The 14,455-nt window shown below is 56.1% G+C and carries 12 protein-coding genes; 10 read left to right on the top strand and 2 right to left on the bottom strand.

From position 1 onward, the window contains the following. Nucleotides 1-45 precede the first annotated feature (45 nt). Nucleotides 46-1,173 (top strand): molecular chaperone DnaJ, encoded by a 1,128-nt coding sequence (gene dnaJ / locus ACQR35_RS03925; protein WP_430267183.1) that lies wholly within the window; start codon nt 46-48, stop codon nt 1,171-1,173. A 1-nt stretch (nt 1,174) separates the two neighbouring features. Further along, nucleotides 1,175-1,930 (top strand): 16S rRNA (uracil(1498)-N(3))-methyltransferase, encoded by a 756-nt coding sequence (locus ACQR35_RS03920; protein ID WP_430267182.1) that lies wholly within the window; start codon nt 1,175-1,177, stop codon nt 1,928-1,930. Nucleotides 1,931-1,971: 41 nt separating this feature from the next. Here ACQR35_RS03920 and ACQR35_RS03915 read toward each other — a convergent pair whose 3' ends face one another. Then, nucleotides 1,972-2,916: a GerMN domain-containing protein gene (locus ACQR35_RS03915; RefSeq protein ID WP_430267181.1), complete on the bottom strand. Its 945-nt coding sequence runs from the start codon at nt 2,914-2,916 to the stop codon at nt 1,972-1,974. A 272-nt stretch (nt 2,917-3,188) separates the two neighbouring features. Between ACQR35_RS03915 and ACQR35_RS03910 the strand changes: the two genes are divergently transcribed. The 5 genes from ACQR35_RS03910 to ACQR35_RS03890 all read left to right on the top strand — a co-directional run bounded on the left by ACQR35_RS03910 (nt 3,189) and on the right by ACQR35_RS03890 (nt 8,784). Then, on the top strand, nt 3,189-4,337 hold the full coding sequence (locus ACQR35_RS03910) for a PhoH family protein (RefSeq protein WP_430267180.1): 1,149 nt from the start codon (nt 3,189-3,191) through the stop codon (nt 4,335-4,337). Further along, nucleotides 4,334-4,807: an rRNA maturation RNase YbeY gene (ybeY, locus tag ACQR35_RS03905; RefSeq protein WP_430267179.1), complete on the top strand. Its 474-nt coding sequence runs from the start codon at nt 4,334-4,336 to the stop codon at nt 4,805-4,807. The genes ACQR35_RS03910 and ybeY overlap by 4 nt, the downstream gene beginning before the upstream one ends. Beyond that, on the top strand, nt 4,804-6,135 hold the full coding sequence (locus ACQR35_RS03900; RefSeq protein WP_430269275.1) for a hemolysin family protein: 1,332 nt from the start codon (nt 4,804-4,806) through the stop codon (nt 6,133-6,135). The genes ybeY and ACQR35_RS03900 overlap by 4 nt, the downstream gene beginning before the upstream one ends. Continuing rightward, nucleotides 6,119-7,090, top strand: coding sequence for a GTPase Era (era, locus tag ACQR35_RS03895; RefSeq protein WP_430267177.1), 972 nt, complete (start codon nt 6,119-6,121; stop codon nt 7,088-7,090). The genes ACQR35_RS03900 and era overlap by 17 nt, the downstream gene beginning before the upstream one ends. A gap of 146 nt (nt 7,091-7,236) precedes the next feature. After that, complete coding sequence (locus ACQR35_RS03890; RefSeq protein WP_430267176.1) at nt 7,237-8,784, top strand: LCP family protein; 1,548 nt, start codon at nt 7,237-7,239, stop codon at nt 8,782-8,784. Nucleotides 8,785-8,791: 7 nt separating this feature from the next. On the opposite strand, the gene ACQR35_RS03885 is transcribed toward ACQR35_RS03890, so the two are convergent. After that, a complete protein-coding gene (locus tag ACQR35_RS03885) occupies nt 8,792-10,744 on the bottom strand; it encodes a M13 family metallopeptidase (RefSeq protein WP_430267175.1) in 1,953 nt (650 codons plus the stop codon). Between the two features lie 267 nt (nt 10,745-11,011). Between ACQR35_RS03885 and leuA the strand changes: the two genes are divergently transcribed. The 3 genes from leuA to ACQR35_RS03870 all read left to right on the top strand — a co-directional run bounded on the left by leuA (nt 11,012) and on the right by ACQR35_RS03870 (nt 14,409). Beyond that, on the top strand, nt 11,012-12,751 hold the full coding sequence (gene leuA / locus ACQR35_RS03880) for a 2-isopropylmalate synthase (RefSeq protein WP_430267174.1): 1,740 nt from the start codon (nt 11,012-11,014) through the stop codon (nt 12,749-12,751). A gap of 78 nt (nt 12,752-12,829) precedes the next feature. Further along, nucleotides 12,830-13,582, top strand: coding sequence for a DNA repair protein RecO (gene recO, locus ACQR35_RS03875; RefSeq protein WP_430269478.1), 753 nt, complete (start codon nt 12,830-12,832; stop codon nt 13,580-13,582). Nucleotides 13,583-13,593: 11 nt separating this feature from the next. Then, on the top strand, nt 13,594-14,409 hold the full coding sequence (locus ACQR35_RS03870) for an isoprenyl transferase (protein ID WP_430269274.1): 816 nt from the start codon (nt 13,594-13,596) through the stop codon (nt 14,407-14,409). The last annotated feature ends 46 nt before the right edge of the window (nt 14,410-14,455 follow it).

The raw sequence follows: 14,455 nt of genomic DNA, 5'->3' as shown, positions 1-14,455 counted from the left end.
ACTTATGTAGCGAAAACGAAGTTGAAGAGGAAGTGAAGAAGTAACTTGAGCAACCACTATGAAGTTCTTGGCGTCTCCCGCGAAGCAAGTGGCGAGGAGATCAAGAAGGCTTACCGGAAGCTCGCACGCACCTTGCACCCCGATGTTAATCCGGGCGAGGACGCGTCTGAGCGCTTCAAGGCAGTCACCCACGCTTATGAGGTCCTCTCCGATCCGCAGAAACGTCGTGTTTATGACACCACCGGCAATGAAAACGGCACCGACAATGGTTTTGGCGGCGGAAGTTATGCAGGCCAGGGCTTTGCGTTCCAAGACATTTTTGAAAGCTTTTTCGGCGGTGGTGCTGCGTCAGGTCCTGCCTCGCGGGTTCGCCGTGGTCAGGACGCGTTGATCAGTGTTCGTATTGACCTCAAAGATGCCGTATTTGGCGTCAACAAAAAGATCGACGTTGAAACCGCCATCGTTTGTCCCACATGTGATGGCAGCTGCTGCCGTGCGGGATCCCAGCCCGAGCGCTGCGATATTTGTGGCGGTAGCGGACAAGTGCAACGTGCGGTCCGCTCCATTTTGGGCAACGTTATGACGGCTGCTCCATGTGGAACCTGTGAAGGCTTTGGAACCGTTATCAAGGACCCGTGCAATGAGTGCAACGGTCAAGGACGAATTCGCAGCTTGCGTTCGCTAACTGTCAAAATCCCTGCCGGGGTTGGCACAGGAACACGCATTCAGCTCACTGGTCAGGGCGAGGCCGGTATTGCGGGCGGTCCGTCGGGTGACTTGTATGTAGAAATCCGGGTCAACAATGACTCCATGTTTGTTCGTGAAGGCGATGACCTGCACGCCACTTTGCCGATTCCTATGACAGCTGCCGCCTTGGGCACGGACGTGACCTTGGACACCTTTGACGGCGCTCAAGAGATCAGCGTTAAATCCGGCACCCAGTCCGGCGAAGTTGTGACCCTCCGTGGGCTAGGCGTGACCCACTTGCGCGGCCAGGGCCGTGGCGATCTGAAGGTGCACTTGCAGGTGGAGACACCCACCAAGCTTGATGCGGCTCAGGAAGAGTTGCTGCAGCAATTGGCCAAGTTGCGTTCTGAACAATTTACCGAGGGCAAACTCGCTTCGAGTGGTGGGGTTTTCGCTAAGCTGCGCGATCGTTTGGGAAACCACTAGGGTGAGCAACCCCGTCTTCTTCACGGAGGCCGGCCAACTGGATGGCATGGCCATTGGAGCTCGCTTCGCTCTCAGCGGCGCAGAAGCGCGGCACGCTATCACCGTCAAACGCATGACAGTGGGGGAGCCGGTTGATGTGGTTGACGGCGCTGGTGTTCGCCTACGCGGCACGGTTGCCAGCACCGAAGGCGGGGTTTTGGAGGTTGAATGCGCCCAATTGCTGCATGAGACACCTCCAGCCCCGCGATTGGTTTTGGTCCAGGCCCTCGCCAAGGGAGACAGAGATGAACTAGCCATCGAGACGGCCACTGAGCTAGGCGTGGACGCTATTATCCCGTGGCAATCAGAACGTGCCATTGTGCGGTGGAAGGGCGAGCGAGGCGAAAAAGCCCTCGCCAAGTGGCGCTCTGGCGTAGGGGCAGCAGCTAAACAAGCGCGCCGTTCGGTGATCCCGGAGGTGCGAAACGTCGTCGAATCCGCGGGGCTGCTCACGGCCATCCGCTCGGCGAGCTTGGCGATTGTGCTTCACGAAGAGGCAACAGAGCCGCTGCGGGAAGTGCTGAAAAGCGCCGTGCCAGAAGCAGACGGAGAAGTGCTGTTTATTGTGGGGCCAGAGGGCGGTATTACACCGCGAGAGGTACAGAACATGCTCGACGCCGGGGCGAAACTTGCACTCTTAGGTCACCACGTGCTGCGCTCTTCCACGGCAGGACCGGCGGCGATTGTCTCGGCGTCGGAGTTTTATTCTCGCTGGTGACTGGGCCTTGCTTTTGAGGTGCCCTAGAAGGCTAAAGCTGGCTACTTAACGCTGAAATGTTTTGTATCAACCACCGCTGAGGTGGCAGGCGCACCCGTTGCGGGTTTGATGGTCGCACGTAGTTCATATTCACCGGCAGGCAGATCTGCCGAACTGGAAAACAGTCCGGCTTTGCCAGCCTCGGTGGAAACCTTTGACTCACCATTAAGCACCACTGTGTTGTTTCCGGACGCGTTCTTTCGCAAGATCTGCCACGTCACTGCTTCGCCCAGGGTTGATGCCAAACCGTTAAAACTGACCTTCCCAGTGGGGAACTTGGTTCCCTCTTGCGGGTCAATCACCCAAATCGGAGCGACAAGGCTGGCATCGCGTTGCATCGGTTGACCCAGCTTCACATGGCCAAAGGCGTTGTAGTCGGTGTGCCCATCAACTAAGACCACTACCTGGATTTGTTGTCCGGCGTCGATCATTCCTGAGCTGGACGCAGCTGCAGTGGCCGTATACACCAATTGCTGTACAGCTCGCTGAGCCATTCCAGCATCCATGTTGGCGCTAAAGGCATCTGGAGACAGATCCACCGTAATAATGTTCTTGCCGGAAATCGAGGTTGCTAGCTTTTGCGGAGACTGCCACGAAGTGAAGTAGTCAGGGTCCAGTGGTTTCTCCGACATCATGATTCGCAAGGCGTCGGTGATGGGATTCTCTGCGTTGGCGGCATTGTCTACGGTACGGAATTCACGGTACAAGAAAGCGTCGTCGCCGGCTCGGCCAATCCAGTAAACCGGAGCTTCGTTGGCCGCCGCCGTGGATTCCAAAGGAGCACTCGAGGAGTTGAGCGTTACACTTTGGCCCGCGGTGCTGGGACTTAATGTGGGGACTGTTGTAGTCTCCCGGGACGCCGTACATGCTGACAACGCTAGGGCAGCACTGAGGCAGCACACGGCGGTAATGCTTGTGCTCATTCCTCTGCGGCTCTTGCGGGGCATACGGGTTCCTTTAGTCGATTCGGCCTATTCAGCTTGACACAATGGGCTGGTTCAATGCGTGCTGGAAGTTGGTCAGAACGCCAACTGCAATCCGATTGATACTTCTCTGAGACGTAGCTGACACCAAGTGACGCGCAGACGCTCCGGTCCCGGTGAACCGTCTCTAACGTAGTATTAGGGGTACGCGTCTGCTGTGTTGTGTTCAGATTTTTAGTCCATTCAGCGGGCAGTCAAACCTAAGGGAGTGAGTCTAGGTCATCAGGACCGCCGCTATGAGCGATACGCCGATTTCAGGACGAAGCGCCGGTTCAAAGGCTGCAACGGGAAGCGAGTTCCCCCATACGGTTCCGGGTACACGGACCGAAGTGGTGATTTTTGATTCAGCTGAGCAGATGGTTCAGGCCCTCGGAAGTCATGATGAAGCTTTGCACTTTATTGAAGAGCGCTTTGCTGGTATTGCCTTCCACGCGCGCGGCGACGAACTCTCAATTGCCGGTCCGCCCCATGAAGTGCCCACGATTGTCCGCCTGATTGGTGAGCTACGTGCTTTGGCCAATCGGCAGACCCGAGTAACGCCGGCGGTGTTGGAGCAGCTTGTGATGATGCTCAAACAGCAGAGCGTTCAAAGCCCCTCGGACGTGCTGACGCAAAACATCCTTTCGAGCCGCGGCAGGACTATTCGGCCCAAGACCCTGAACCAAAAGAACTACGTCGATGCTATCGACGCCAATACCGTGATTTTTGGTATTGGCCCGGCAGGTACGGGTAAAACTTATTTGGCCATGGCCAAAGCTGTTCAGGCACTTCAGCAAAAAGAGGTCAGCCGGATCATCTTGACTCGCCCGGCAGTTGAAGCGGGGGAGCGGCTGGGTTTTTTGCCTGGTACCTTGACGGACAAAATTGATCCGTACCTCCGGCCGCTCTACGATGCACTTCACGACATGATGGATCCGGAGTCAATTCCACGCCTGATGGCCGCTGGCACGATTGAAGTTGCTCCCTTGGCGTATATGCGTGGACGTACTCTTAATGACGCTTTTATTGTTTTAGATGAGGCGCAAAACACCACACCTGAGCAGATGAAGATGTTCCTGACGCGTTTGGGATTTGGCTCCAAGATGGTGGTCACCGGTGACACCACGCAGGTTGACCTGCCCAGTGGGACGGCTTCTGGTCTGCGGATTGTCGCCGGCATTCTTGAGGGAATTGATGATATTCATTTCGCCACCCTCGAAGCTACTGACGTGGTGCGTCACCGCCTCGTTTCGGACATTGTCACTGCCTACGGTGAATGGGACGAGAAGCAACGAAACGCAGGGCAGCACGCGCTTCGAAACGAACGCGGCGCGGATCGACGCAAAAGCCGGGACAAAGACACTAAAGAATCCAAAGAATCTTCGCAGCAAGGAAATCCATCGTGAGCATCGAGGTAAACAACGAATCTGGCGTCACCGTTGACGAGGCCGCACTGGTCAAGATGGCGCGATTCATTTTCGAAGAGCTCTACATTCACCCGCAGTCTGAATTGTCCATCCTGCTTGTTGATGAAGAAGCTATGGAACGGCTGCACATTGAATTGATGGACGAACCGGGTCCCACCGACGTCCTTTCTGTCCCCATGGATGAGCTAACGCCTGGCACGCCTGACAAGCAATCACCAGAGGGCATGCTCGGCGATATTGCGGTGTGCCCGCAAGTAGCTGCAGCACAGGCCAAGGATGCTGGTCACAGCACCGATGAGGAAATGCTTTTGCTGACCACCCACGGGATCCTTCATTTGTTGGGGTATGACCACGCTGAGCCTGAAGAGAAAGAAGAGATGTTCGGGCTCCAGCGCGAATTGTTGTCCACTTTTTTGGGTAAGGACGCTCCGCGGGAGACTATGCAGTGACTGCACTGCTCCTCATTCTTATGGCGTTGGCTTTTATGGCTATCGCTGCAATTCTTACGGCGGCAGAAGCTGCCTACAATTTTTTGCCCCGCCACGACGCGGAGCACTTCAGCAGCAAAAAGCGTCTACGTTCGCTCAAAAAGATTCTTGAACAACCGCTGCCGCATGTCCGGGCGCTCCGTTTTTGGCGGGTGTGGTTTGAAATGGCCTCGGCAGTGGCAGTGGCATTGTTGCTCCAGAGTCTGCTGGACAATATTTGGTTAGCAGGTCTCGCGGCCACGGTCATTATGGCTGGTGTCGGTTTTGTTCTGGTTGGTGTTTCACCGCGGCAGTTCGGTCGAGTTCACTCCTCAGCCACGGTGCGGCTCACAGCCCCGCTGATTCGCTTTCTGTGCTGGGTTCCGGGGCCCATTCCGGCGTGGCTAGTGCGGCTCGGTAGCACCGTCACCCCTGGTGGTCCCACCGGGGATGAAGCGTTTTTCACTAATGAAGAGTTCCGAGAACTCGTTGACCGGGCCAGCGAATCAGACATGATTGAGGACAATGAAGCCGAACTCATTCAGTCCGTCTTTGACCTTGGGGACACTCTCGTCCGCTCCGTGATGGTGCCCCGAACTGACATTGTATTCATTGATGCTGGCTCCACACCGGAACAGGCCATGGAGCTGTTTTTGCGTTCCGGAAACTCGCGAATGCCTGTGATCGGCGAAAGCACGGATGACATTCTGGGCATCCTCTACCTCAAGGACGTAGCTGCTGTTCTGACTGACAAGCAGCCAGGCGAGCCGGGACCAGCGGTGGAAACAATTTCACGAACCGTGCGTTATGTTCCAGAATCCAAACAAGTCGCTGAGCTGCTTAAAGAGCTCCAGATCGAATCCACGCACTTGGCCATCGTGATCGACGAATATGGTGGCACGGCAGGGCTTGTGACGCTAGAAGATTTGATCGAGGAAATCGTTGGCGAGATTGTTGACGAATATGACTCCGAAGCCGCCGAGTCGGAGGCGCTAGAGGATGGCACCTTCCGGGTTAGTGCACGGATGAATGTCGCAGACCTCGGCGAGCTTTTTGGTAAAGACATAGACGACGACGACGTTGACACCGCGGGCGGATTGCTCGCCAAAGAATTGGGCCGGGTGCCGATTGTTGGGTCAGTCGTTGAAGTTCAAGGAATTGAACTTCGAGCCGAACGCATCGAAGGCCGCAGAAATCGAATCAGCCATATCATTGCCCGCTGGGTTGGCGAGGCAGAGACTGAAGACACAGAATCCTCTAGTGACGCTAGAGTCAAAGAACAGGGAGCCATCCGTGAGCAAGAAGGATAATTCAGCGAAGCCACAGGAAAACGGTGACCCGTACAACGGTTACCGTGCAGGATTCTCTGTTCTGGTTGGTCGCCCAAATGCTGGCAAATCAACATTAACTAATGCACTCGTGGGCCAGAAGGTTGCTATCACTTCGGCCAAACCGCAGACCACACGCCACACCATCCGTGGAATTGTTCATCGCGACGATGCGCAGTTGATTCTCGTTGACACTCCGGGTCTACACCGTCCGCGCACTCTTCTTGGGCAGCGACTCAACGACCTTGTAGCGGGCACCCTCTCAGAAGTTGATGCCATCGGTTTTTGCTTGCCGGCTAACGAGAAGATCGGTCCGGGTGACCGTTTTATCGCTGCCCAACTCGCCGCCGTCGGAAATAAGCCGGTGATCGCGATTATCACCAAAACTGACACCGTTGACCGGCAGGCGCTGAGCGACCAACTTATGGCAGTGGACAAACTGGGCCAGGAAATCTTCGGTGAAGACGGTTTTAGGGACATCGTCCCTGTATCAGCGGTGGATGGTTTCCAAGTTAAAACTGTTGCTGACGTGTTGATCAAACACATGCCACCGTCCCCGCCTTTGTACCCGGACGGTGAACTCACCGACGAACCTGAGGCCATTATGGTCGCTGAGCTTATTCGTGAGGCAGCGTTAGAAGGCGTTCGCGATGAACTTCCGCACTCCTTGGCTGTTGTGGTTGATGAAATTGTTCCCCGTGAGGGCCGTAGCGAAGACAACCCCTTCCTCGACGTTCGGGTGAACCTTTATGTGGAGCGGCCGTCCCAAAAGGCAATCATTATTGGCCGGGCTGGCGCGCGTCTGCGAGATGTTGGCACGCGAGCCCGGCTGGAGATCGAAGCGCTCTTGGGTACCCGAATCTACTTGGACCTGCATGTCAAAGTAGCCAAGGACTGGCAACGCGATCCCAAGCAGCTAGGCAAGCTGGGCTTCTAGCTTTCAGCATTGCTCCCCAACTGCGTGGTTCAGGGTGGCACGGATGCAGGAATTTCCCAGCCGAGCCACCTAAGATAAACAGACTTCAACCCCTTTGAAAGGCAGCCTGAGTGACGCGAGGTGATTCCGGTCGGCGGAAAAATACCGTGAATTCCGCCCCGGCCGTGGCCACGGCCGCGCGACATTCGGACTCAGGGGTCATCCCCAGCGGACGGCATTTGGGCAAGGAACATAAGGCTCCGCGCTGGGTACGCTGGACGGCCATTGTGGTTGGCGTGGCACTGCTTGCCGCCCTTTGCTTTGCAGCATTTTGGTTCATTCGACTTCAAGGAAATATTTCCAAAGCGCCGCTCAACGCCTCGAGCGATGGCGCAACCTCCGGGGTGGATGACAGCAAGGATCGTCTGCAGATCCTGATCATTGGTACGGACACTCGTGACGGCAAAAACAGCCAGTATGGTTCTACGTCAGATTCCACGGGCTTCGGCAATTCTGACGTGATGATGCTCTTAGACATCTCTGCGGACAACAAACGCGTTTCCGTAGTCTCCTTTCCCCGAGATTTGATTGTTAAGATCCCCGATTGCTACGACTGGAAAACAAAAAAGATCAAAGCAGGGGTACCAGCCGGTCAGATCAACAGTTCCATGAAGGACGTAGGTCCAGGATGCACAGTGGACACTATTAACAAGCTGACCGGGCTTCAGATTGACCACTTTATGATGGCGGACTTCACTGCTGTGAAGGAACTCTCCAACACGGTGGGTGGCGTTCAAGTCTGCGTCAACGCAGCCATCGATGATCCTGACTCTGGGTTGAAGCTCCCCGCTGGCAAGTCCATGGTGAAGGGCGAGCAGGCATTGGCATTCTTGCGCAACCGCCACGGCGTCGGTGACGGTTCTGACTTGAGCCGCATCAAGTCCCAACAAGCTTTCCTAGCCTCCCTGGTGCGCAAGATTCGCAGCGACGGAACGCTGACCAATGTCCCCAAGATGCTCGAGATTGCTGACACTGTGACAAAGAACCTCACGGTGGACGATGGCTTGGCCAACGCGCAGTCACTCCTCACCATCGGGAACCGGCTCAAAGACGTGGACTTGAATAAGGTCGCTTTTATTACCGTCCCCTGGGAGCCCTCACCGCTCAACCCTGATGCGTGGATTCAGCCCAAGGAACCCGAGGCCGCTCAACTCTTCAAGGCCATGCGCGAGGATTTAGATCTCACTAATCCCAAAGCTACGACGAGCCCTTCCGCTACTCCCAGCAGCACACCTTCTGCTACTTCTAGCACCGCGGCAAGCACGCCAACTTCCACCACCGCAGCGCCTACGTATGACAAAGCCGTCCAACCGATTGTGGTGGCTAACGGAACCACCGTGCCGGGGCGCAGTCAAGAGATCACGACTTTCTTGGCCAAGGGTGGATTCACCCAAATAAGTGAACTGGCCGTCGATGAAACCACGCAAACCACCGTGTACTACGGAACTGGTTTTGCTGACGTGGCTCGTGACGTCGCTGTGTCCCTAGGGATTCCTACGGCTCAGGTGGAGCCGTCGGCCAGCGTTAGTGGTGTCCAGGTCTACCTCGGCAGCGATTTCACCGATGGCACCTCCTACAAGGTGAGCACCGTACCAACGGGAATCGTTGGCCAAACCGCTGCCGAGCAGACCTGCCAGAGCGCCTACGTCGGGTAGAGCACCCTTACCAGATGCTCACCCGGTCCTCGGGTGCGAGCCACATACCGTCTTCGGGGCTAACTTCGAAGGCGTTGTGGAACGCGTCGAGGTTCTTGACGATCGCATTCGTTCGGAATTCATTCGGGGAGTGCGGGTCGGTGGCCAGTCGGCGGATCGCTTCTTCTTTACGCATCACTTGGCGCCAACCGGTGGCCCATGAGAAGAACAAACGTTGAGCACCGCTGAGACCGTCTATAACCGGTGACTGCTTGCCCTTGAGAGAGATCTCATAGGCTTTAAAGGCGATCGTCAGCCCACCGAGGTCACCGATATTTTCGCCCAGCGTCAGGCGACCGTTGACGTTGTTGCCAGGCGCCGCCGTCGGACTTAAAACATCAAACTGAGCCACCAACGCTGATGTGCGCTCCTCAAAGGCAGCGCGATCCTCAGCAGTCCACCAATCACGAAGTGCGCCTCTGCCGTCATATTTGGAACCTTGATCGTCAAAGCCGTGGCCGATTTCGTGGCCGATCACTGCCCCGATGCCACCGTAGTTCGCAGCGTCTTCTGCATCGGCAGTGAAAAAGGGCGGCTGCAATATGGCGGCGGGGAAAACTATCTCGTTCATCACCGGGTGGTAGTAAGCATTGACGGTTTGAGGCGTCATTAACCACTTTTCACGGTCTACAGGCTGGCCAACTTCGGCCAAGTGTCGGTCAATGTCCGCGGCATTAGCGCGCTCCACATTCCCCAAAAGGTCATTCGGGTCAATACTGACCGGAGCGTAGTCGATCCACTTGCTGGGATAACCGATCTTTGGCCGGAAAGCATCGAGTTTTTCCAGGGCACGTTTTTTTGTCTCCGCGCCCATCCACTCCAAGGTGCTGATGCTTTGCCGGTAAGCCTCAATGAGTGAGGCAACTAGCTCTTCCATTTTGTCCTTGTGACTGGCCGGGAAATGGCGTTGAACATAAATTTGCCCCACAGCTTCACCCAGGGCGTCTTCGACCACGGCTACTGCGCGTTTCCAGCGCTCTTTGTTCTCCGGGGTCCCGCTCAAAACGGTGCCGTAGAACGCAAAGTTTGCATCAACAAATTCTGCACTGAGGTAGGGAGCCGCAGCATTGATAATCCGCAGCGCCAACCATTCACGCCAGGCTTGGATGCCTTCACTGTGCAGCAGCTCGCGGGCGCCGGTGAAGAAGTCCGGAGTGCTGACAACAAGTTCCTCCCGGACGCTGGCATCTATTCCAGCAGCGTCAAACCACAATTCGATCTCGGGGAGCAGATCCATGGTTTCTTGACGAGACTTCAGGTTGTACGTTTTGTCAGGATCCCGGAGCGTGACCTTGTCCCAATGGTGACCGGCGAGCTTTGTCTCAAGCGCGAGTACACGGGCAGAGGCGGCTTCGGGATGGGAGATGTTCGCGAGGGAAAATACGGTGGTCAAGTACTTTGCGTAGTCCTGACGAATCGACGCGAATTTCTCTTCCCGGTAATACGACTCGTCCGGTAGGCCCAGGCCCGACTGGCCGATGTAGAGCAAAACCCGCTCAGGGTCACCGGCGTCGGGGGAGGGGTAGACGTAGAAAAACCCGCCCACATTGGACCGGAACAGTTCGCCGCTGAGGGCGACGATTTCCTCAACACTCTGGGCACTCATGGCGCGTTCAAGTCGTGTGGCAATAGGTGTAACGCCTAAAGCATTCACTGCAGCTACATCCATAAAGCTGTTGTAGAGATCGCCGATCTTCTGTTCAATCTCGCTTGCTTTCCCGGCTTTTTTGGCAGCGTCCAGGATGATTTCCTGCACCGCTAGTTCCGATGCATCCCGAAGTTCGGTAAATGTTGCCTGCAATGAACGGTCATCAGGAATTACGGTGGAGTCCAGCCAAGCTCCGTTGACGTGAACAAAGAGGTCATCCTGAGGACGGACTGAGGCTTTGACGTTGGACAGGTTAATTCCCGAGTTTGGCATGGGCGCTCCTTCAACTGAGCAAACGGGTCATTGTGACCCCGGCTACGGCCATATGTGGGCCGCAGAGTCTGAATGCTGGACGATTAGTGACGTGTGGCACCTTCATCTTACGCATCGTGTTAGGGTGAATTTGTGCGTGCAGAACTGCTTCTTCTTAGCTGCCGCGGCGAGGCCAAAGACGCGATCTAGCGCAAGGCCCCCCTCGCTGCGGAGTTTGTGTTGCCCGGCCTCCGGTACAGAATGTTTTTAGAGAAAAGGCCCAGAACAATGCGTAACGCACAGAAGTCTTCCGGAATGCCCATCCACCGGTACTTGCCGTTCCAAGAGCTCATCAACGTAGAGCTGCCTGACCGCACTTGGCCGGACAAGGTCATCACCAAAGCCCCTCGCTGGTGTGCAGTGGATCTGCGTGACGGAAACCAAGCGTTGATTGACCCGATGAGCCCTGCCCGCAAGATGAAGATGTTCCACTTGCTGGTACAGATGGGTTTCAAGGAAATTGAAGTGGGATTCCCCTCGGCTTCTCAAACTGACTTTGATTTTGTTCGTCAGTTGATTGAGGGCAACCACATTCCCGAGGATGTCACCATTCAGGTCCTGACCCAGGCCCGCGAACACTTGATTGAACGTACTTACGAATCCCTGGTTGGCGCCAAGCAGGCAATTGTCCACTTGTACAACTCCACTTCAACGTTGCAGCGCCGTGTGGTGTTCAACCAAGACCAAGACGGCATCTTGGACATTGCACTCCAGGGCGCCAGATTGTGCAAGAAATACGAGGAAACCCTCGAGGACACTCACATTACGTACGAGTACTCGCCGGAGTCCTTCACAGGCACCGAGCTTGAGTACGCCTTGCGGGTCTGCAATGCAGTGGCGGATGTTTTTGAGGCTTCTGCTGACAAACAGGTCATCATCAACTTGCCCGCCACTGTTGAAATGGCAACCCCCAATGTCTATGCCGATTCCATTGAATGGATGAGCCGTAGGCTGCACCCGCGGGACGGAATTATCTTGTCCTTGCACCCGCACAATGACCGTGGCACCGGCGTGGCAGCAGCTGAGTTGGGTTACTTGGCCGGAGCGGACCGTATTGAAGGTTGCTTGTTCGGCAATGGTGAGCGCACGGGCAACGTTGACCTGGTGACTCTGGGCCTGAACATGTTTGTACAGGGTGTTGACCCGATGATTGATTTCTCCAACATCGACGAAGTACGCCGCACGGTTGAATACTGCAACCAATTGCCCGTTCCGGAGCGTTCACCGTATGGTGGCGACTTGGTGTTCACGGCTTTCTCCGGCTCGCACCAGGACGCCATCAAGAAGGGCCTTGAAGCTCTTGAACGTGACGCCAAGGCAGCTGGCAAGTCAGTTGAAGACTTCACATGGCAGGTTCCCTATTTGCCGATTGACCCCAAGGACTTGGGCCGCAGCTACGAGGCAGTTATTCGGGTTAACTCTCAGTCGGGCAAGGGGGGCGTAGCGTACTTGCTCAAAAACGAGCACAGCTTGGACTTGCCGCGTCGTGCGCAGATTGAATTCTCCGGGGTGATCCAGCGTCAAACGGATAGCGTTGGTGGCGAGGTTAGTGGCGAGCAGTTGTGGCAGATTTTCCATGACGAATACTTGCCCAGTGAAGAGAGCGATTCTCAGTGGGGCCGTTACTCGATCATCTCGGCCAACACTGAATCTGATGAGTCGGGCAAGATCACCCTCGAAGCCAACATGCGCATCGATGGCACGCCGCAGCGTCGCACTGGTACAGGCAACGGTCCTATTGCAGCGTTCTTAAACATTCTTGAACAAGACGGCGTGGATGTGCGCGTCCTGGACTACACCGAGCACGCGCTGTCTGAAGGCGGCAATGCTCGAGCAGCAGCCTACGTTGAGTGCGCTGTGGGGGAGCGAGTCTTGTGGGGTGTGGGAATTGACTCCAACACCAGCATGTCCTCGCTCAAGGCAGTAATTTCCGCCGTCAACCGCGCAGTGCGAGCCAGTTCAATCTAGGGCTCCCAGCATGTAAATGCCCCGTACAGGCTCCGCGCCGGTACGGGGCATTTACATCTGATGGTGGGACAATTAGTCGTGGCCGAATCCTCCTTTGCAGCACGAAGTTACCGTGACGACGCGGTAGTTTTGCGCACCCACAAGTTGGGCGAAGCGGACCGAATCATTACTTTGCTCACCAAACATCACGGCCAGGTTCGTGCCGTGGCCAAAGGCGTCCGGAGGACTTCGAGTAAGTTTGGCGCCCGCTTGGAACCATTTATGGTGGCAGATCTTCAACTAATTTCTGGGCGCTCTTTGGACATCGTGACGCAGGCGATCGCGCGCGGGTCCTACGGCAGTGCTATTGCCTCGGATTATTCTCGTTACACCGTGGCCGCAGCCATGACTGAGACAGCAGAGAAACTTACGGATGTGGATTCCGAATCCGGTACGGCCCAGTACAACCTCTTGGTTGGCGCGTTGGCCGCGCTGAGCCGCGGTGCTCACGCTCCTGAGCTGATCTTGGACTCCTACCTTTTACGGGCTCTTGCCACGGGTGGTTGGGCGCCGAGCTTTACTGACTGTGCACGGTGTTCAGCTCCCGGGCCGCACTCTGCATTTGCTGCGGCTTTGGGCGGTATGGTGTGTCATGATTGTCGGCCGCCAGGTTCTCCTGCACCGGCTCCGGAGACCGTCACCCTGCTCGCTTCTTTACTTGCTGGTGAATGGTCGACGGCGGACGCCTCACCCCTGCAGATTCGGCGCGAAGCCTCCGGGCTGGTGGCGGCGTATCTACAATGGCATCTCGAGCGGACGCTCAAATCGCTTCGACACGTTGAACGACTCTAAGGACAAGAACTGTGCCCAAGGACTCTAGTCGCACCCGCGCGCGTACTCGCACCACACCGGTGGTGCGCCCCTACGCGCATCCAGAGGGTGCGATTCCGCCAGCGATTCCAAGCGAACTGATTCCCCAGCACGTGGCTATTGTGATGGACGGCAACGGTCGCTGGGCCAACCAGCGTGGTTTGCCGCGCATTGAAGGGCACAAAGCCGGAGAACCTGCACTGTTAGACGTGATGGCTGGCGCAATTGAGCTGGGCGTCAAATACATCACTGTCTACGCTTTTTCCACGGAGAACTGGCGCCGGAGCCCGGAGGAAGTTCGGTTCCTCATGGGTTTTAACAAGGACGTGCTACGTCGTCAGCGAGAGCAGCTGGACGACTGGGGTGTGCGGGTCCGCTGGGCTGGGCGTAGGCCGCGTTTGTGGGGTTCGGTTATCAAAGAGCTTGAAGCCGCAGAGGAGTACACGCGAGGAAATAGCACGTGCACGCTGACCATGTGTGTTAACTACGGCGGCCGGGCTGAACTCACGGATGCTATGAACGCAATTGCTCATGAAGTGGCTGCAGGCCGGCTCAAAGCAGGTGCCATAACTGAGAAGACTATCCAGCGTTTTATGGACGAACCTGATCTCCCCGATGTTGATTTGTTTTTGCGAAGCTCTGGTGAGCAACGGTTGTCCAACTTTATGTTGTGGCAGTCCGCCTATGCGGAGTTCGTATTTATGGATACCTTGTGGCCGGACGTGGACCGCCGGACTTTGTATGAAGCTGTTGAAATCTATGCCAAACGTGATCGCCGGTATGGCGGAGCAGTCGATGCAGCGAAGTAAACGCCGCTAAGAGTTCGCGGCTAAGCAGAGGCAGAGAAAAGCAAAA

Source organism: Pseudarthrobacter sp. J1738 (assembly GCF_050490315.1).
GTDB lineage: Bacteria > Actinomycetota > Actinomycetes > Actinomycetales > Micrococcaceae > JBNPEO01.
Note: the sequence above shows the minus strand (reverse complement) of the source record. Positions and strands in the feature narration are given on the sequence as shown.